19 protein-coding genes are annotated in these 19750 nt (G+C 40.7%); 4 read left to right on the top strand and 15 right to left on the bottom strand.

Annotation, left to right across the window (positions count from 1 at the left end; translation table 11 throughout):
* Positions 1-463: 463 nt before the first annotated feature.
* From secF to M8E35_RS15740, 4 genes are read right to left on the bottom strand one after another with little or no spacing between them, the layout of a single operon-like run.
* Positions 464-1393: a protein translocase subunit SecF gene (gene secF / locus M8E35_RS15755; protein WP_252470153.1), complete on the bottom strand. Its 930-nt coding sequence runs from the start codon at positions 1391-1393 to the stop codon at positions 464-466.
* Positions 1393-2631, bottom strand: a complete 1239-nt coding sequence (gene secD, locus M8E35_RS15750; RefSeq protein WP_252470151.1) for a protein translocase subunit SecD — start codon at positions 2629-2631, stop codon at positions 1393-1395. The genes secF and secD overlap by 1 nt, the downstream gene beginning before the upstream one ends.
* A 15-nt stretch (positions 2632-2646) precedes the next feature.
* Entirely contained in the window at positions 2647-3183 is a 537-nt protein-coding gene (locus M8E35_RS15745) for a hypothetical protein (RefSeq protein WP_252470149.1), read from the bottom strand.
* The gene (locus M8E35_RS15740; protein ID WP_252470147.1) at positions 3170-3772 is read right to left on the bottom strand and encodes an RNA polymerase sigma factor; all 603 of its coding nucleotides are present in this window, start codon (positions 3770-3772) and stop codon (positions 3170-3172) included. Before M8E35_RS15740 ends, M8E35_RS15745 begins: the two co-directional genes overlap by 14 nt.
* A 449-nt stretch (positions 3773-4221) precedes the next feature.
* On the opposite strand from M8E35_RS15740, the gene M8E35_RS15735 reads away from it, so the two are divergent.
* Positions 4222-5400, top strand: coding sequence for a YncE family protein (locus M8E35_RS15735; protein ID WP_252470146.1), 1179 nt, complete (start codon positions 4222-4224; stop codon positions 5398-5400).
* A 377-nt stretch (positions 5401-5777) separates the two neighbouring features.
* The gene (locus M8E35_RS15730; protein WP_252470224.1) at positions 5778-6074 is read left to right on the top strand and encodes a hypothetical protein; all 297 of its coding nucleotides are present in this window, start codon (positions 5778-5780) and stop codon (positions 6072-6074) included.
* A 133-nt stretch (positions 6075-6207) separates the two neighbouring features.
* Here M8E35_RS15730 and M8E35_RS15725 read toward each other — a convergent pair whose 3' ends face one another.
* The 9 genes from M8E35_RS15725 to M8E35_RS15685 form a co-directional block, all read right to left on the bottom strand.
* Positions 6208-7653, bottom strand: coding sequence for a DEAD/DEAH box helicase (locus M8E35_RS15725; protein WP_252470144.1), 1446 nt, complete (start codon positions 7651-7653; stop codon positions 6208-6210).
* Between the two features lie 541 nt (positions 7654-8194).
* Positions 8195-8611 carry a type VII toxin-antitoxin system HepT family RNase toxin gene (hepT, locus tag M8E35_RS15720; RefSeq protein WP_252470142.1) on the bottom strand — a complete coding sequence of 139 codons (417 nt, stop codon included), beginning with the start codon at positions 8609-8611 and terminating at the stop codon, positions 8195-8197.
* Complete coding sequence (gene mntA, locus M8E35_RS15715; RefSeq protein WP_252470141.1) at positions 8601-9023, bottom strand: type VII toxin-antitoxin system MntA family adenylyltransferase antitoxin; 423 nt, start codon at positions 9021-9023, stop codon at positions 8601-8603. The genes hepT and mntA overlap by 11 nt, the downstream gene beginning before the upstream one ends.
* Before the next feature lie 104 nt (positions 9024-9127).
* The gene (locus M8E35_RS15710; RefSeq protein WP_252470140.1) at positions 9128-10090 is read right to left on the bottom strand and encodes an ABC transporter ATP-binding protein; all 963 of its coding nucleotides are present in this window, start codon (positions 10088-10090) and stop codon (positions 9128-9130) included.
* Positions 10087-11073: an ABC transporter ATP-binding protein gene (locus M8E35_RS15705; RefSeq protein ID WP_252470223.1), complete on the bottom strand. Its 987-nt coding sequence runs from the start codon at positions 11071-11073 to the stop codon at positions 10087-10089. The genes M8E35_RS15710 and M8E35_RS15705 overlap by 4 nt, the downstream gene beginning before the upstream one ends.
* Positions 11074-11087: 14 nt before the next feature.
* On the bottom strand, positions 11088-11981 hold the full coding sequence (locus M8E35_RS15700) for an ABC transporter permease (protein ID WP_252470222.1): 894 nt from the start codon (positions 11979-11981) through the stop codon (positions 11088-11090).
* A 42-nt stretch (positions 11982-12023) separates the two neighbouring features.
* Positions 12024-13040, bottom strand: a complete 1017-nt coding sequence (locus M8E35_RS15695; protein ID WP_252470139.1) for an ABC transporter permease — start codon at positions 13038-13040, stop codon at positions 12024-12026.
* Positions 13041-13128: 88 nt separating this feature from the next.
* A complete protein-coding gene (locus M8E35_RS15690; RefSeq protein WP_252470138.1) occupies positions 13129-14691 on the bottom strand; it encodes an ABC transporter substrate-binding protein in 1563 nt (520 codons plus the stop codon).
* A gap of 1123 nt (positions 14692-15814) precedes the next feature.
* Positions 15815-16222, bottom strand: a complete 408-nt coding sequence (locus M8E35_RS15685) for a hypothetical protein (protein ID WP_252470137.1) — start codon at positions 16220-16222, stop codon at positions 15815-15817.
* A 277-nt stretch (positions 16223-16499) separates the two neighbouring features.
* Here M8E35_RS15685 and M8E35_RS15680 point away from each other — a divergent pair, with 277 nt between their 5' ends.
* Positions 16500-17057 carry an N-acetylmuramoyl-L-alanine amidase gene (locus M8E35_RS15680; protein WP_252470136.1) on the top strand — a complete coding sequence of 186 codons (558 nt, stop codon included), beginning with the start codon at positions 16500-16502 and terminating at the stop codon, positions 17055-17057.
* Positions 17058-18314: 1257 nt separating this feature from the next.
* Positions 18315-18548: a hypothetical protein gene (locus M8E35_RS15675; protein ID WP_252470135.1), complete on the top strand. Its 234-nt coding sequence runs from the start codon at positions 18315-18317 to the stop codon at positions 18546-18548.
* A 70-nt stretch (positions 18549-18618) separates the two neighbouring features.
* On the opposite strand, the gene M8E35_RS15670 is transcribed toward M8E35_RS15675, so the two are convergent.
* Positions 18619-18894 (bottom strand): toxin-antitoxin system YwqK family antitoxin, encoded by a 276-nt coding sequence (locus M8E35_RS15670; protein ID WP_252470134.1) that lies wholly within the window; start codon positions 18892-18894, stop codon positions 18619-18621.
* A gap of 149 nt (positions 18895-19043) precedes the next feature.
* Positions 19044-19655 (bottom strand): 3'-5' exonuclease, encoded by a 612-nt coding sequence (locus M8E35_RS15665; RefSeq protein WP_252470133.1) that lies wholly within the window; start codon positions 19653-19655, stop codon positions 19044-19046.
* Positions 19656-19750 lie beyond the last annotated feature (95 nt).

Raw genomic sequence — 19750 nt, 5'->3', positions numbered from 1 at the left:
TAATTTAGATTAACAAATACTGTCATAGATTGAGGGAAGCATCAATTGCAAAGTCGTGGGTCAAGCTTCCACAGATAGGTCGAGCGGAATAAACTGTCTTTTCATTCGAGTTGCAATTGGTGTGTTGAGAGGATTGAAGATGTTTTCATGGAAAAGGGACTAAGCTCTCAGCTTAATCCCTTCAGCATTATGGTGATCACATTTTACAGTTTAAGTGCGTAATAATTATTCGGAATACCGAAACAATAAGGATAATTATCAATAACAGTTGTATCAAGAAAGGAAATGTATATTTTTTTAGTGAAGGTTACTCTGGTACAAGCGGGGAGGCGAAAAAGATGAAGTATGAGGGTTTGGGCAGTAGATTCATTTTACTTTAATCCATGTACCCTGCGGAGTGTGACGAAGTATTAAACCTTCGCTAAAGACTGCAAATGTGTTGACACAAAAAGAAGGATAGAAATCATTCATAAATGGGGTAGGGCTTCATATGTTTCTTGATTTCCACGAGGATTTGGCTAGCATTAAAGATCGAGGAATATGCTCCACTGAATACCCCAATTAGCATAGCCAAAGAAAAGACTTTTGTCGATTCCCCACCTAGAATAAATATCGAGAACAAGGCGATCAAGACCGTTGTGACCGTATTGACGGATCGGTGCATGGTCTGCCAGACGGACTTATCAACCATGTCCTCATAACTGTCTCCACGCTTCATCTTGGCTTCATTCTCACGAATTCGGTCAAAGATAACCACAGTATCGTTTATGGAGTAACCAAAGATTGTCAAGACTGCCGCCACAAACGTCGAATCGATTTGCCATTGAAACAACGAGAAAAGGCCCACGACTACTAAAACATCATGTAATAGAGCGATAATCCCGGAGATAGCAAAGACAAACTGAAACCTAAACGAAATATAGGCGATCATTAATCCAATGGCAATGATTAAAGCTTTAAAAGCGTTTCGAGTCAGTTCTTGCCCCATCGCCGGGCCTACTAAGTCAACCTTAAGAGTCGTTTTCTCATACTCTCCAACCTTGGTTTGCAAAGCCGTCATTAATTCGTTTTGTTTATCTTGGTCAAGTGCCGAGGTTCTGATCAAAGCAGTATTTCCACTGGACATCTGCACAGATGGGCCTAAAAGTCCAACAGATTTCATTGTATCTGTAATAGCCGCCTGGTTGGCAGGATTCTTGAACGTCATCTCAATCATCGTTCCGCCTTTGAAATCAATCCCTAAATTTAAGCCTTGCATAAAGAGGGAAATAATTCCTGGCACAATAATCAATAACGAAAGAGCAAACCACCAATACCGTTTCTTAACAATGTTAAAATAGAGTGGATGTATCTTTTGAACTTCATCATAAGTCGCCGGATGACCTTCTTCCATTATATAGCCCTCCTAACGCCAAACCATGTTGTCTCTAATTTGGGACTGATCCCTACGATTAATCGTAACACGAACCGCGTAAATGTAATCGCAGTAAACAAACTCGCAATAATCCCGACACCCAAGGTCAGCGCAAATCCTTTGATGGAGCCAGTTCCGAAATAATAAAGGGTCATCGCAGCTATGAACGTCGTAACGTGGGCATCAATAACCGTAATGAAGGCCCGGCTAAACCCGGATTCTATCCCAGCCCGCAGGGATTTCCCGGCCAGAACTTCCTCTTTAACACGTTCATAGATAATGATATTAAAATCCACGGCCATCCCAATGGAAAGGATAAAACCCGCGATGCCCGGAAGAGTAAGTACCACTCGAAACATCCAAAAAATCCAAAGGACAATTAGACCATATACGATCAAGGAGAAATCGGCCACAACCCCCGGTAACCGATAGAAAACAAGCATAAAGAGAAAGATAAAGATTAAACCATAAATTCCAGCCTTAATGCTTTTGTGTAAGAAGTCAATCCCTAAAGATGCTCCCACCTGACGCTTCTCAGCAATGCTCATGCTCACCGGCAATGAGCCGGAACGCATGAGGACAGCATCATTTGCTGCAGCCTCCAAGGTTGCATAATGGTCGATGTAAGCTTGACCATTAGTAATTGGCATTCTAACCTCTGGATTTTTCAAAAGTTTATCATCCAGATAGATGCCAATTTGTTGACCGATATACTTGGTCGTTAAATCAGTAAACTTTTTGGTCCCGTCAGACGAGAATGTTAAATTAACAATAAACCCTTGATTTGGATCCTGACCTTGCCCTGCCCTAGCATCCGTTAGTTCATCACCTTGCAACACAATATTTCCTTTTGGATCTCTAAACGTTAACTTTGCCGTAGTTTTTAGAATATCCACAGCTTTGTCAGGATCAGTAATACCGGCTAAATCGACAACGACCCGTTTCTTATCATAGTCTACTTGAACTATGGGTTCAGATACCCCAAGATCATTGACCCGCTTGGCGATGATCGCTTTTGCTTTGTCCATCTCATCACTAGTTATCAGAGCGCCGTTTTTATTTGGTTCAGCCTGTAGTACCAAATGCACTCCACCGCGTAAGTCAAGTCCCAACGGTATGCCCTTTGCGGGATCCACAAGGGGTTTAATCGATAAGGCAACAGCTACTGCCACAAATAGCACAAGCGCTACCAATTTGATGATGTTTCCCCTTCTCATCTGCTTTCCTCCCTGTTAATAAGATGGGACTTGTCTATGCCAAAACTTATTATCATACCAGGTTTGTGCAAGTGTCATTCTTCCAATGATCAAAAGTCTTAGATATAATTCTAAATCGTTTACTTGATTCAACAAAAAACATCCTGCTAATGTTTGTAAAAGGAAGACACTTACACCTACTGTTTTTGAAGTATCAGCATTGGCTATCTGGGTATTATCGCTAATGGCAGCATGTTTAATTACTTCGTCTGCATTCTTTTCAATAACTTTATTACTCTTATCCAAAATAATCACTGTTTTAACGGTGTTTATCAATTCCATGTCAGAAGACTTTACATCCACCGATAGGATTAATGTTGTTCCAAATATCACAGAAAGCGCACATATAAAGGCTATAATGTAATGTTTATAGCTTGTTTTAAAAGTCCTACATGCTTGCTTCTTTTCAAGACCGGCAAGAATTAGTGTGAAAGTTTCTTCCGACGATTCTATTTCATTTGTTTTACAAAAAAGTGCCCTTTTTATTTTGTTATCGAGTTCATGTATTTCCATTAAGCCCATACTCCTTTCTTTTACTAAAAAAAATATTTACAGCCGGCTCATTAAGTTCGTTTTCATTAAGTACATCATGGAGCTGTATTCTAGCATTATAAAGCCTAGATTTTACAGTTCCCGGAAAGCAGCCCAAAACCTTTGAAATTTTCTCAATGGTCATATCATTAAAGTAATATAGTATGACGACAGTTTTCAATGGTAAACTTAATTGAGCTAATGCTTCATGTACCATCAGGTTGGTCACGCTGGTATCCAATTCGGAATTGGAATCCATGATGGTTGCGCTTAATCCTTCTATAGTTTGGTCACCAACGAGGAGAAAGTAGTTGTGCTTTTTTACCATCCTCCAACCTGTTCTCACCAGAATCTTATAAAACCATGCCTCAAAGGCTTCTGGATTTTTTAGGGTTCGGATTTTTCGGAAGCATTCGATAAAGGATTCCTGTACGATATCCTCTGCGATTCCTTTTTGGTTGGATATAAGGTAAGCAGTTCCTAAAGCCTTCTTTCTGTGTAGGTGATAAAGCTCGCTAAAGCTATCTAGATCACCCAATTGACATCGTTTCATTAAGTCGGTGTTCTCCATATCGTTCCTTCTTCCTTACACATTAAAAGTTGCCCTCCTATACTAAAGTGTATTGAATATCTTAAATGGTTCACTGTTTTAAAAATAATTTTCATACAAATGTATCTGGCAGTATTAATGGACCGCTACATTTTAACGAAATTATACCCTAAGATATTTAAGGGGAGGTAAAAACAGTTTTCCCTACTCTTTGGAATAACCGGTTGAACTATTTAGCGGGCGTAAAGTTTTTAACGTTGTTATTTGCTTCGAATCAAACTTATACTCGCCCAGGAAGTTAATATGTTCCCATGTAATTGCGACAGCTAATGGGCGTTTGACTGACCAAATACGCAGTTTAAATTTTTTAGTGGTCGATTACTAGAAGTTTCAAAATTGGCTTGTACACCAATCAACTCTATCAGACATACACTAATCTATATAATATGACTTGATAGGGAGGCATTATTATGGCTGTTTTCGATACAGGGCCAATAGATAATAGGGACACACCGCGTACGACTCAGCTCACGATTCGATTGTTCAATACCGGTCGACTACCTGCGCTTGTCGGTATTGAAGTATACCAAATAAATCCCCCTGGAGGCGGATTTACCAGTGAAACGGTCTATGTGGTCAGTCTAGTTCCCCTTAATCCATTTGGTACACCCGATTCTGGTTTTACCCTGGATAACGTTTTTGCTGACCTAGACGTGTTTGGGGTTCGGGTGCTCACCAGCGGACTCGGTGCCAACGACATCGCCATTACCGTTTTGGAAAAAGATTCGGCCGGACAAATCATCGAGAAACATGTACTGGAAGGGGAACTTTCCCGAATTCAGGAGCTTTTGTTTGCATATGTTACGAATCTTGGTAATGATTCAGTTACGGTAATTAACACGGCAACGAATACGATATTGACTACGATTTCCTTACCTGACGATAGCTTTCCTAAAGGAGTTGCGATTACTCCCGACGGTTCACGAGCTTATGTCACTAATAGAGGTACGCCTGATTCGGTTACGGTAATTAACACGGCAACGAATACTATTGTGACTACTATTCCCTTACCTGACGGAAGTGATCCTGCTGGAATTGCGATTACCCCCGACGGTTCACGAGCCTATGTCACAAATAGTGGTACGCCCGATTCGGTTACGGTAATTAACACGGCAACGAATACGATATTGACTACGATTCCCTTACCTGACGGAAGCAATCCTGAAGGAATTGCGATTACCCCCGACGGTTCACGAGCTTATGTTACGAATTTTGGTAATGATACCGTTACAGTCATTAACACGGCAACGAATACGATATTGACTACTATTATCTTACCTGCCGGAAATCCTGCTGGAATTGCGATTACCCCCGACGGTTCACGAGCCTATGTCACAAATAGTGGTATGCCCGATTCGGTTACGGTAATTAACACCGCAATTAATTCGATATTAACTACTATTATCTTACCTGCCGGAACCGATCCTTTTGGAATTGCGATTACCCCCGACGGTTCTCGAGCTTATGTCGCGAATAATAACGATGAATCAGTTATGGCGCTCGATACGGCTATTAATGGGGTCATTGCAACCCTGCCGGCAGAATTCAATGCTTCTGGAATTGCGATTACCCCAATTCTATTATTTTAAGTTAAACCTTTTTGAGAGCGGGGGTTGTTGGCTTAACCTAAGAAACAAGACCTCCCGAGCGATTTACCCAAGAGGTCTTGTTGTCCTCAAAAGTATGGAATAACTTCGCTAAAGACTGCTAAAACCTTGCCGGCCAGCAGTATCCCACTGGTTATTAAAAGAACATGGGGCTGTCTCAAAAAAAATGGCTTCACTTTTGTTTTCATCTTTATTTCTCATGGACCAATAATAAACGATCATTTCGTTTAATGTGAATTATACTCGCCGTATAGTTCGTTTCCGGGATGGCAGGATTGAAAAAGACGAGATGGTATCTGCAATGTAACTATGGACAATACTAAAATGTAAAGAAAATCAAGGGAGAGGTGATCATTTTGATGGAGGATTTCAATAATATTGAAGCTGAGCCCGATCAACAGCAGAATGCAACTAATGCCGCAGAAGGTTCAATTCCATTTACCGATCTTTTTTCGTCTCAATTTATGCAACAGTACACACAGTTTGATTCCATTGACGAGTTGCTGTCATCTGGTGGATTTGAAGTAAATTCTGAAGAAGATTATGAAGCTATCTCAGATGAAGACATAGATGCTCATGTAGTAAAGACTACCAAATTTAATTCTTGGAAAGAAATGCTTACGAACGCGATAGCAACCGAATTTACTATGAAATAGGGTCGTTATGTGAAATTGCTTTTTCTTGATTAGTGTTAACTAGTAAAACAAGGTGTCCCGCTAAACAGCGAAACACCTTGTTTTTGAGTGTTCGGCACTTTACCGAGAGTTGAGATCTAAATCAGGGCTCCTTTTACCTGTCCGCTTTGCTTACCTTGCGAAGCCGGCCCTTGATTGGAGTGTTTTGCAGATTCTGCAACACTAACTCCCCTTTATTGTTTAAGATTTCGACAAAGGTGGATACATCCAGGATATTGATGATCCCAATATCTGCCGCAGTAATACCCTCAATACTGCAAAGAGTGCCCACAATATCGACGGGTCTCATCTTCGTTTTCTTCCCGGCATTCACATGGATCTTCATGATTTCGGTGCTCAACTGCACGCCTTTTGTTTCCTTGATTTCTGGCAACGCATTGTTTTTCTCCATAAAATCTTGTTTCGACTCATGCACCGTTTCTTCTTCCGGTCGTTCCTTTAAAAGAATCTCTTTGCCGATGTAGTCGTGGATTTCCTTTAAAAACTTATCCTCATTTTTGGTAACAAAGGTTATGGCCTTACCCAGTTTGTTGACTCGACCTGTTCTTCCGATCCGATGAACATAGCTTTCTCGGTCGTATGGGATGTCATAATTGATGACCAAGGTAATGTCCTCGATATCCAGACCTCTCGAGGCAACATCTGTCGCACATAGATACCTGAAATACCCTTGTTTAAATTCCTTCATAACATTCAATCGATCTCGTTGTTCCATTCCGCCATGAAGCTTATCACAAGAATAGTCCAGCTTCACGAGTTCAGTGTAAACTTCATCAACCGTTTGTTTAGTATTGCAAAATATCATGCAGCTGTCCGGGTTTTCAACAATCGTCAGATCTCTCAGAAGTTTCATCTTGTCTGTCTGATCGACATGATATCTTTCCTGAGCGATCCGATCTGCCGCCGGATTCTGTTCTTCGATTTCCACGCGGATGGGATTTTTCATAATCTTACTGCATAAAACATTGATGTCTTGGGGCATTGTCGCTGACAACAAAATGGTCACCCGTTCTTGAGACAAGTTGGCAACGATAGTTTCGATTTGCTCGATAAAGCCCATATTCAGCATCTCATCTGCTTCATCGATGACCAAATATTTTATATTTGATATATCCAAGGTCCCTCTTTCGATATGATCGATCAAGCGACCCGGGGTTCCAACCACAACATGGGTTTTTTGTTTAAGTTCCTTTTCCTGAACATGAAAAGGGTACTTCCCAAAAATTGATGCTACTTTTATTCTTCTAAATCTGCCGATATGAAACAGATCTTCTTTGACCTGAACTGCAAGTTCTCTGGTAGGGGTAAGCACTAATGCCTGTGGCTTATTCTGTTCCCAATCCACCAATTCACAAATAGGGATGGCAAAGGCTGCCGTCTTTCCGCTTCCGGTCTGGGACTTGACGATGATATCCTTTTGGGCCAAGACAGCCGGGATCACCTGCTCCTGGACTTTGCTGGGACTGGTGAAATTTAATAAGCTAATTGCTTTTAATAACTCACCACTTAATTGAAAGTCGTTAAAATTACCCTTGTTCATTTAGAGGTCTCTCTTTCATTATGCGTTTCCTGATACTGGCTTTCAAAGTATAAGATTACTAAACATTAGGTAATAACCCAAACTAAATTATAATGCAAATCCATATTTAAGCAAATTTATGCTTATCTTTTTCAAATCCCCTCTGAATCCCGCAGTTCTCGGAACAGTGATTATGGGGCTGTACTATAAATTAGAGTGAATATCCAGAACAAAATGAGCCACTGAACGACCAATTATTCGGATGACAATCGCTACTGACCGTCGATGGAGTGCGTTTCATATGTATTAATAAGTAGGATTTGTATTCGCGCTGGTCTGTAGGAGTGACACGCTCATGAGTAAGTGTTTCTCCATTCGTCGATTCGAACCACTCAGCAAAAACGCAGCACCCTTTGGCTAGGCTCGGAGGGTTTTTTCGCTTCATAACGAAGATGTTCTAACCACTCAAATGCATATTTAGCCCAAAAAGGCCTTAGGAGTTTGCGCTCCTAAGGCCTGCCTTCTCTAAGCGGGATAGCTGATACACATAGTATTTGCTGAGTTAAAAAAATCTGTTTATCACTGCCTGGATAAAGCCTTTTATATCCTTAAGGTTTTCTTGTAAAATCCGATAAATCTCAGCGTCATCAACCTCTTGGTACAGGTGCACAATTCGATTACGGAACTTCACCATTTGCACTAGCGAGTGTTCTTTATCTTCACCCAATATCCCATGTTTTATTAATAGCTTAACAGCTTCTGCAGATGTATTGGGGATTCCCCACCGCTCTCTTGCTACTATATGATTAGAAACATCTATTAAGGCCTCAATACAAACTTGCAGGTTATATTTCGCCGCATCTACCGCCTGAAAACTGGCTAAAAAGTCCTGACGTTCTATGAGCTTTAAAGTCTCTAAATTACGCAACTTTAAATCTATGAAAGAAAGTTTTCGCTGCATGATATCCTTATCCACCATGACTGTATTCCTCCTTAAGAGCCAACTCGTAATCTCGAGCGAATACTGCATACTTAACTGCATAGTCAGGATAAGTCTTTATCACACATTCAATAAAATCGCTATGTTTTACATAATCTCCTTCGTAAAGAAGCATGCCTTCCTGGAGTGCACGAAATTGTAAAGCGATAGGTGAGCGATTCAGATTTACCAAATCTATTCGATCATGACCAATATGAATGCTTAAGGCTCCATCCAGCTCCAACTCTTCCGATAATGTAACTGGGCGAGTAAAAACTACCCCCAAATCGATGTCACTCTGCGGATGCTCAAACTCTGTCCCAAGTGATCCAAATAAATAAACAGCAGCTATCTCAACTCGGGCCTGAAAAAATTCCTTCCAAGATTGCAGCTCCACGGGTACCTTTCGCATAGATATGTCCCCCCTTGTCCCATTATAGCATGGCTTATGTGAACAAAAAAGGCATATGGTAAAATTTTACTATCCCGTTATCCGTCACTCAAGGAAATTTCATTTTAAAACAAATGACAGGCAACCCAATGGCCGGGAGAAACTTCTTTCAGTTTCGGTGTATTTAGTTTGCAAGGTTCAAACTCCTTAAAACAGCGGGAACTGAAGCGGCAACCGGCGGGTGGATTAATCGGACTGGGCACGTCGCCCTTTAAGATAATGCGTTCCTTTTTCTCCGAATTAATGACCGGAATAGCCGAAAGTAAGGCCTGAGTGTAAGGGTTCAGGGGGTTGGCGTAAAGCTCTTTTTTCGGAGCGATTTCAACCAGTTTCCCCAAATACATCACACCTACCCTGTCGCTGATGTGTTTGACTACCCCTAAGCCATGAGCAATAAACAGATAAGTAAGCTTGAACTCTTCCTTTAAATCATCGAGCAGATTTAAGACCTGAGCTTGGATGGAAACATCCAAGGCGGAAACCGGCTCATCACAGACGATTAGCTTGGGCTCCACAGCCAAGGCCCGGGCAATCCCCACCCGCTGCCTCTGACCGCCGGAGAACTCATGCGGAAAGCGGTTGCGCTGGTGCCTTGCCAGGCCCACACAGTTTAAGAGAAAGATGACACGCTCTTCCACTTCACTCATCGGAAGCAGCTTGTTGATGATGATTGGTTCGGCGATGATATCCCCAACTGTCATTCTGGGATTTAAAGAAGCGTACGGATCCTGGAAAATCATCTGGATATCCTTGCAATAGGAACGGCGCTGTTTCTTATTTAGAGCGGACAGTTCCTTGCCCTCAAAAAATATCTTTCCGCTTGTAGGACTGTAAAGATTGACCAGTATTTTACCCAGGGTTGTTTTCCCGCAACCCGATTCGCCAACTAGACCGAAGGCCTCCCCTTTGTTAATGGTTAAGGACACTTCATCAACTGCTTTTAAAACGGAAACAGGCTTGCCGCGCCAATCAGTATCAATGGTAAAATACTTGGAAAGGTCTTGAACTTTCATTAATACTTCGTTCATTTTGCGCTCAATTCCCCTTCCTCGGCTTTGTCATATAAAAAGCAACGTACCTTGTGCCCGTTAATTTCTTGCAACTCCGGCATTTCTTTGGTGCAACGTTCCATGCAACGGTCGCAGCGGTCGGAAAAGGAACAGCCTGGCGGCATATGCAAGGGGTTAGGCACCATACCTTTGATCATGAATAAATGTTCATCACTCTCATTATCGATTTGAGGAATAGATTGCAGCAAACCAACCGTATAAGGATGTTGGGGTTGCTCAAAAAGGGTCTTCACGTCGGCTTCCTCCACAATTTTACCGCAGTACATTACGATAACCCGATCGGCTGCTTCGTAAACAACGCCTAAATCATGGGTGATGAGCAGAACAGCCATATTAAACTTTTCCCTCATTTGATAAAGCAACTCCAGAATTTGAGCCTGAATTGTTACGTCCAGTGCCGTAGTCGGTTCGTCGGCAATCAAAAGATCCGGTTCGCAGGAAAGTGCCATAGCGGTCATGACTCTCTGGCGCATTCCACCGCTCATCTGATGGGGATAGTCGTTGGCACGTTCGGCCGGGGAAGGTATGCCTACTGTATCCAGCATTTCAACAGTGCGTGCCAGGGCTTCTTTTTTAGACATTTTCATATGCGTCATAATGTTTTCCATGATCTGATCCTTGATACGCCAAACCGGATTTAAAGACGTCATCGGTTCTTGGAATATCATGGAGATCTTATTGCCACGGATTTCTTGCAGTTCTTTTTGGCTCAACTTAGACAAATCCTGAGATTTAAATAAGATCTCTCCGCCAGCAACTCCGCCCGGTTTCTGGATAAGTCCCATAAGGGAAAGGGATGTCACGCTTTTTCCTGAGCCGGATTCGCCAACAATGGCCAGAATCTCGCCTTTATCTATAGTAAAACTGACATCATCGACGGCCCTTACAGTGCCACGCTTCAGTTTGAATTCCGTTCTTAAATTTTTAACTTCCAGTAACATCCTATTCACCACCCTTATTTTATTCTGGATTTCGGATCTAAGGCATCTCGAAGTCCGTCGCCAAACAGGTTAAACGCCAGTACAGTAATGGTGATAGCAATACCGGGGAAAATCAGTGTATAGGGTGCAGTGAAAATAAAACCCCTTGCTCTGCCCAGCATATCGCCCCACTCGGCAAACGGTGGCTGAACACCCAAACCTAAAAAGCCAAGTGCTGCTGTGTCTAGCACAGCACTAGATATACCCAGGGTGGCCCGGACGACAATCAGGGAAATAATATTCGGTAAAATATGCTTGAAAATAATACGACTGTCCCCATTGCCAATGACCCTTGCAGCTTGGACATAGTCATTTTCTTTGACAGAAAGAATACTTCCTCGAACTATTCGGGCATATTCCGGAATGGAAACTAGACCGATAGCAATGACTGCCTTGTCCAATCCCTTGCCTAGCGCCGCCATAAAGGCGATGGCCAGCAAAATAGACGGAATAGCCAGCATTACATCCATTGTCCGCATAATGAGAGCATCCGTCTTGCCACCGCGGTACCCCGCAATGGATCCTAACAGAACTCCGATGGAAAGAGAAATCGCAACGGCCGTAACTCCTACAAACAGCGAGATCTTTGTGCCGTCAATAATTCTGCTGAACAGGTCTCTGCCCAGTTGATCCGTTCCAAACCAGTGCTCGGCATTTGGCCAGATAAAGCTTTTAGTCATATCGGAATAATTGGGATCATAGGGCAATATCTGTATTCCTATTAGCTCACTTATCCATACAGTAATGGCAATCAGGGCCAGCAAAGCGATGATAACCAGACCAACAACTGCGGCCTTATTCTGCCTAAGGGTTTCCCACATTTCTTTCAGCTGCGATTCCGGTTTCTCCACATATTCTGCAGCCTGCATCAAATTCTCATCTGAATTCGCACTATTATCTTTAGCCACAAGCTACACCTCTTTTTTAGAATATTTAATACGTGGATCAAGGAATGCATAGATCACATCAACAATCAAGTTTACAAGCACGAAAATTGAAGCAATGAGCAAGACAACCCCCTGCACCACAGGAAAATCCGACTTTAGGATGCAGGCCACGGTATAGGCACCGATCCCGGGCCAGGAGAACACTGTTTCCGTTAGCACAGCACCGCCAAGAAGACTGCCAAGTTGCAGTCCAATAACCGTGACAATGGGAATCAACCCATTGCGAAGGGCGTGCCTGATAATCACTCTGCCTTCTGAAATTCCTTTAGCTCTGGCAGTGCGAATGAAATCCTGCTGCAAGGTTTCCAGCATACTAGAGCGGGTCATTCTGGCAATGATAGCCATGGAGTACATTGCCAGGGCACTTGCCGGCAGCACCAAATGCCGAAAAGCATCCTTAAAGGCGTCTATATTGTTTGTCATCAAACTATCAATTAAATAGAAACCGGTAATATCTAGTGGTTGCAACATAGGGTCAATTCTTCCACTCGAGGGAAGCCAATGCAACGTGCCTGAAAAGAAAATAATCAGCAAAATACCAAGCCAGAAAATCGGCATTGAAACGCCGATCAGAGCAATAAACATACCGGCATTATCGAAAATCGAGTTCTTTTTCACCGCAGAAATCACACCGATAAGGATACCGAAAAAAGAAGCAAGCATTATAGCAACTAAAGCCAACTCGATTGTGGCCGGAAAACGGGCAAAAATCTCTTTTGCGACGGGCATCTTGGTATAGTAAGAAGTACCTAGATCGCCGGTTAGAGCACCTGTAATATAATTAAAATACTGCAGATAAATAGGATCATTCAGTCCATTTGCCTGTCGCCACACCTCGACAGCTTCCTGTGTTGCGTGCTGGCCCAAAACAATCGGAGCGGGATCCGGTGAAAAGACGCGCATGATGAGAAACACAATAATGGAAACCCCAATCAATACGGGAATTAACATCAAGATTCGTTTAAAGATATATTTGAGCATTTACAACAACCTTTCAGCAAAAAACAAAACCGGGAACCGGTTTTAAGACCGGTTCTCGGCAGCCTAAATTCACAATACGAAAACAGAGTTATTTCTTCGATACGCCAACAAACGGTGTGACACCGGTCATATGGAAGTAGAAATCACTAATATTCGGTCTGTAGGCACAAAGTGTTTCAGCGTGGGAAACTGGGAGCCATGCAGCGTCTGCAGCAGCCATTTTTTCCAGTTGGGTGTAAATCGCAATGCGATCGTCACCGGCAGGAGTTTCCACACCCTTGACAATTAACTTGTTAAATTCAGGATTTTTGTAGAGTGCAACGTTCATGGTGGGATCTTCGTGAGCTAACAGATACATAAAGTTATCTGGATCTCCGTTATCTCCAATCCAACCGTAGAAGCAGATATCGTAATTCCCTGCTTTTAATTTTTCCTTATAAGTTGTCCAGTCATAAGAATCGATAGTGCAGGTAACGCCTACTTTGGAAAGATACCCTTGAACCGCTTCAGCCAATGCTTGTCCTGTTGCTGAATTATAGGGTCTGGGGTTGGTGTAAGTCATCAATTTTACGGAAGTTAATCCGGATGCTTTAATCGCTTTGGCAGCAGCCTCGACATCGTATGGTACTTGAGCGATGCTCTTGTCATACCCTTCCATAAAGGTAGGCAGAACGGAAGTTGCTGGTTCGGAGTAACCTTGATACAGGCTCTTCACCATTTCTGGGACATTGATAGACTGAGAAATAGCAGCCCGGAGCTTAGGATCGTTGAATGGTTTTTTGGATGTGTTGTAAGCCATGTAATTGATATTCATACCCGGGGCTTGGAAGATTTTATTGCCTGCGTCAGTGATCTGTTTGACCACAGTGGCATCAATACCATCAATCATATCAGCCTCGCCGTTGTTTAAAGCAACTACGCGTGCTGAGTTGTCTTTAATGAATTTGAAGATAACATTCTTGGTAAGGGCCTTAGTTCCCCAGTATTCGTCATTGCGAACTAAAACAATGTTTTCGTCCTTTGCCCATTTTACAAACTTGTAAGGACCTGTCCCAACCGGTGCCTGGTTCACATTGTTGTTATTGTCTTTTAAAGCCTTGGGGCTGATAATAGGTGCACTCATAACCATGGCCAGATTAGCGAGGAAAGGCGTGCTGGGAGCTGTCAGATTGACTTTGACTGTGTTCTTGTCCACAACCTGAACATCTTTCACGGAACCGTAAACAAACGATGCGTAAGCCATGTCCTCAGTCACCTGCGGAGGCAACTGGCGGTCGATGTTAAACTTAACAGCCTCAGCATCAAAATCAGTGCCGTCATGGAATTTTACGCCCTCTTGCAGATGGAAGGTATATGTAAGGCCGTCCTTACTCAGATCCCAAGTTTTCGCTAGAGCAGGCTCAACTTTTGTAGAATCTTTGCTGTACTTTAAAAGCCCATCATAGATATTGATCATTACTTTAGCCGACTCACCGTCGTCGACCATTGCCGGGTCCAGCCCTCTTGGCTCTGCGCCCTGAGCATAGATCAGGGTGTCGCTTGCCTTTGGTGCGGTGTCGCTACTTGCCTTGGATCCGCCGCAGCCAGTCAAGGAAACCCCGACGAGAGCTACTGACAGAACAAGAGCAGCGATCCTTTTGAATTTCTTCATTTTTCTCTCCCCTTTTTTACTTTCTGATTTACCGAATACAATATACACTCACTTTTTTATAGTAACACTCTAAATTTGTATGTGCAATACTTCATTTGGTAATAAAACTATAATTTCTATTTAATTATTTGATAATTAAAAATTTCAAGCAAATATCCCAATGTATGGTTACGTATAGAAATTTATTTTTATTACCTATAGAATTGAGGGATTGAATAATGTTTTCATCCATGACAGTTCCCCCCTCTTTCTTAAAGTTGAACTCTTCTTTCGTTTCATGGATTCCAAAACTGCTACTTCAATTGTTATAATTTTTGTTACTCAATTCCATTCCGCAAAATCATTTGCGCCGATTTCAGGCATACGATTATTTTTTCACCTTAAATTCGCTACCTAATCTTATTTGACACAAATTTTTTTGTATCTTCAAAAAGAAGATTATAATTTTGAGATAAATAGTTCGTTGAACCATTTCCCGACTTCTCCAATATACATATCTTCTTTAGCAATTATCTTAAGAAGATATATTAAAATAGAGTTCATGCAATTTTAATATATCCCCTTACTTATCACACCCATTTTTTGTAAGGAATTAGATCCATGGGGTTTGCTTTGCTACATCTGTTGTTATCGAGATACAATAACCTCCTCGGGCGCAAAATCATCTGTAAAACTCAAAACGTCTACAAGCCGATTTTTTTCTGCAAGTTTTTCCTGTTACAGGTATTTGTGTGAATGCAAAGAATTTTCAAAGGATAGAAACCACTGTTTTTAGCAGTATCTAATTATCGGGGAAGCAAATGACCAAGAAGTTATAAAGCATTATAATTGGATCCGGCCACACCAATCAGTAAAGTATGTCGCTCCTGACAGCATCTATTATGCACGGGACGGTACACCTGGTCAGGCAGGCGGAATTAAAACAAAAGTCGATTATTCCTATTCTAAGGAATAATCGACTTTTGTTTTAAAGTAAGTTAATTAATTTTGAGTTTTCGTTAAAATAATATAAGCGAATTTATGAGCAATAAATAACTATTATTAAGAAAAACCTCAATTTTTAATCCAAACTATACTATTAACCTACACAAGGAAACGTAGTCAATGGAACATGAGGTTGCACTTATTCGTCTTCACTTAAGTAATCTAACAACCATTCACCATCCTTATATATGTAATAAAAATTCAAAGTATTCTGCCTTTCCGTTTGAAAGCCTCCAGATATTATTTCGTATATTGATAAAAACCTATCCTTCTTGTCATTTGTAAACATATAGGCTCTTTGTCTAAGGATGTATTTATTCTCAGGATACTTAGGCATAATAAAGTCTTGGTTATTTGATTTTTTGTAGATAAGTTTATCTCCATAAATTGTTACATTTTCGGATACTTTATTCTTTACATATTCGGTATCGCCGTCTTCTAAATGAGTTAAGATATCGCGTGCCTCTAGGTCTAGAGTATTTCGTAGGTCATATACTTCCTTCCAAGTCGATAAATCTTCTTTATATTTCCGAAGTTCTTGATTCAAATCTTTATTTTGTTTGGACAAGGTAGAAATATTGGAGTAAGTTATTAGAGATATTGATAGGATAGCAATTGCTAATATGAAATAAACAATCTTTTTGATAAATAACGCCTCCCTTAAGCAATCTACTTAGATCCTAACTTAAAATAATTACAAAATACATCCGGTAAATTTTTTTATATAGAGGTTGCTTTTTATTGTTCCTGGATCTCTTTAATTAGTGTACTGGGATTTGGCCAATCTCCCCAATGCAAAAAGAAATCTTAAGGAGGAAACATTAATGGAACTAAAAGACATGAAGGTTTTTATCGATCCGGGACATGGAGGTTCCGATCCAGGAGCAACAGCTGGTACTACGCAGGAGAAAAACATAACTCTCTATGTAGCCAAAAAACTCCAGAGCATTTTAAGTTCTTGGGGAGTGCCAACTAAAATGACAAGGACAGGCGACACCTTTGTTGATACTACTGAAATAGCCGGCATATCGAATAACTGGGGTGCGGATATTTTCGTAAGCATTCATTGTAATGCTGGAGGAGGAAATGGTGGCACAGAGACATTTACCAAAAGAAGTTATACTGATCTTGACAATGACCTTGCTAAAAGGATACAAAGTCGTTTAGTAACCGCGTTTGACTCCATTAACAGGGGGGTAAAACGGACAAACTGGAATGTTTTAGTAGGCAATAACGCGTGTTGCTGTTTAACTGAACTGTTGTTTATGGATGTTTCTACTGATATCAGTAAGTTACGGGATTCTGAGAAACTTGATAGTGCAGCCTTGGCAATCGCTAATGGGCTTAACAGTTATGTGTTTGCTAATTTCCACAACGTATAAAAGAAGGTATCGTAAAAGAAGATAGGATATTCGCCCTACCGTGTAGACTTGTTTCTACACGGTTTTTTTAAAATAAATTGAGAATGCAAATTGTTTTATTAATGTGGTCTTAAATCCACCGCATCATCTTAAACAAATAGACGCTAAAGCCTGCCGTTGCTGTGGAAGTACTAAAGTGATTACAGTTCTTGTTCTCTTTGGTTACAGCCTCAAGTGATGTTCACTGTGAAATTGAATAGTTCGAGAAACTACCTAGCTTGGGGATGGGGGAAGTCTATCCTTTACTATTGGTTTAGGTCAACATTTTTAGATCTAACGGGAAAATCATCCTTTATAACATAGTTACCCGAAACATTTTAACCCAAGTAGAAAAGATTGAATTCCCATAGACCAAGTGTCGCACGGCAGGCGTTTCAGTACAGTGAGCGTTCATGAGGTTCACTATTTTGAACCGAATTATTACACTCCTTAAAGCTATTGATTTTCAATGGCTTTTTCTCTATCTACGAACCAAACAAATCTCTAAACACTATGACAAGTTGGCTAAAACCCATTTCCGCCTGATTCCCCCCTTCAATATATAGAGGGGTTGAGTATGTCAAAAGGTTACATAAATTCTTTGTCTGCCAAAATAATTCTTGGGTCTATTAGTAACACAAGTCAATAAACCAATTTTTTTTGCCAAACTCCTCTTGTACCTATTTCCGTTCCTTCATATTAAATTCTGTGCATTTGGGCTAATACTCCTTTTGATAGATTAAAAATCTAATTTCCGCCAAAAAGAGAAGCGTAAGTTCATAGGGTAGAGGGAAGAACCTTTATAACCCCACGAATTTTCGCTTCAATCGCGGTCAACGTAACACATCAATCTGAGGCTCATTAGGCACCGTAATAATTATTTTGGCCTTAAAACACTTCATAAGATACTCTTTACAATACGAAGTTAAATTCTTAAGTATATGAAATCTGTCACTTTCCTGGACAGCTTTGAGATGTGCCTTAGTTTTATCAATTATAGGTGCATTATTAAGAAATTAGCAAATAGTACTTTTACCTACTTTTGCAATACTAGTATTCAATATAGCAGATGCTATGAAAGAGCTTACATTCAAGGATAAATTGATGATTGCTTCTTCGAGACGTTTTGTCTTCTTGTCCTTGACCGGTAGGAAGTCATAAGTTTCGGCAAAAGTAGTATGTTCACAATCCGAATTAAAAGATATATAATTAGTTAAAATCACGAAAGAAGGTAGAACTATGTCCGTCTCTTTAGTTTTTGTAAATAACAAAATCGAGTTTGAATATGTCTCAGATCAGAATAAAATTTTTGTTTTTGATATCAAGAATGATAAGGCGTTACCAACTTATTCATTACCTGATAAATCTGCAGAACTCGATAAACCTGCTTTCATTGATATTTGTCTAAATATCCGTAAACAAATTGACAAAGGAAGGCAGACCTTGAAACAGCGTTTGCAAGCAAATTTGTAAATTATGCAGCTGTGCCGTTAAAAGTGAATTTCAAAAGCCCCAGCATTGCTGGGGCTTTTGCCGTAAGACCCTATTTTATCTTCTTATCATTCACAAACTCTTCTTCATATTCTAATTGGTTATTCTTATCGTACCTTACCCAACTCCCATTTTTCTTGCCATTCTCAAAATTTCCAACTTGCCATAACTGACCCGTTTCCCTGTAGAACTTCCATTCCCCTGTCATTAGTTCATTTTCGTAAGTGCCTTCTGCTTTTACTTTTCCATTTTTAAAAAAGTAAGTAAGCTTATTGTCGATTAATTCTTGAGTCTTTTGACCGTTTGTATATAACTTTTTATCCAACATACCTATGACTTTTTAATATATCTTCATTATATAGAGAGATACTTTATATCCTATCCAGCTTCAAATAGTTTATATGTTCCATCTTCCACAATTTAATTAAAAATAGTTGCGGATAGCCGTTTACAACTGTTTACCCTTTACTCTTTAACCTATGCCCTTTTACTTGTTTTCTTCGCTATGCTGCAGGGCTTATATCCCCCGGCGTACAGTTTTCCGAGCCGCATTCCTACAAGAGAAGCGAGTTCGTTAATCGAGGACACTCCCCTTTCAGATAATGCTGACAATAAAACATTTCCACAAGCAGCAGCATCTTCTAAGGCGTTATGATGCTCAAAATCATGATTTATAAATTTGCAAACTGTATCAAGTTTGTAGTTGTCTAAACCGCTCCAGGTCTTTAGCGCCGTTTTGTAAGTACATAAATATTCTACTTCTGGATATGGGATTTCATATAAGTCCAATACATGCCGCAATACTGACATATCAAAAGACGCATTGTGCGCAATAACATAAGCATTTTCAAAGAGCGGTTTGAGTTCCCCATAAATCACATTAAATTCTGGGGCATTTTTGACATCTTCCTCTTTAATTCCATGGATCATAACATTGTAAGGATCAAAGTAGCAATACTCGAGATGTGGTTTTATAAGCCAATACTTGGTATCGATTATCTTACCCTCTTCGATAACTGCAATCCCCACTGAGCATGCACTTCCGATAAAATTATTTGCTGTTTCAAAATCTATACACACGGCCCTCATTAAAATTTCCTCCTGTTTTCCCCATCCTTTGAGCATGCCAATCAAATTTTTTCTGTATAAAAGTCTACCAATGACCTTATTCTGCGTTTTTCTGC

This window comes from Desulfosporosinus nitroreducens, assembly GCF_023897015.1.
Classification (GTDB): Bacteria; Bacillota; Desulfitobacteriia; order Desulfitobacteriales; family Desulfitobacteriaceae; genus Desulfosporosinus; species Desulfosporosinus nitroreducens.
The sequence above is the reverse complement of the archived record's forward strand: the minus strand, read 5'-3'. Positions and strand labels throughout refer to the sequence as shown.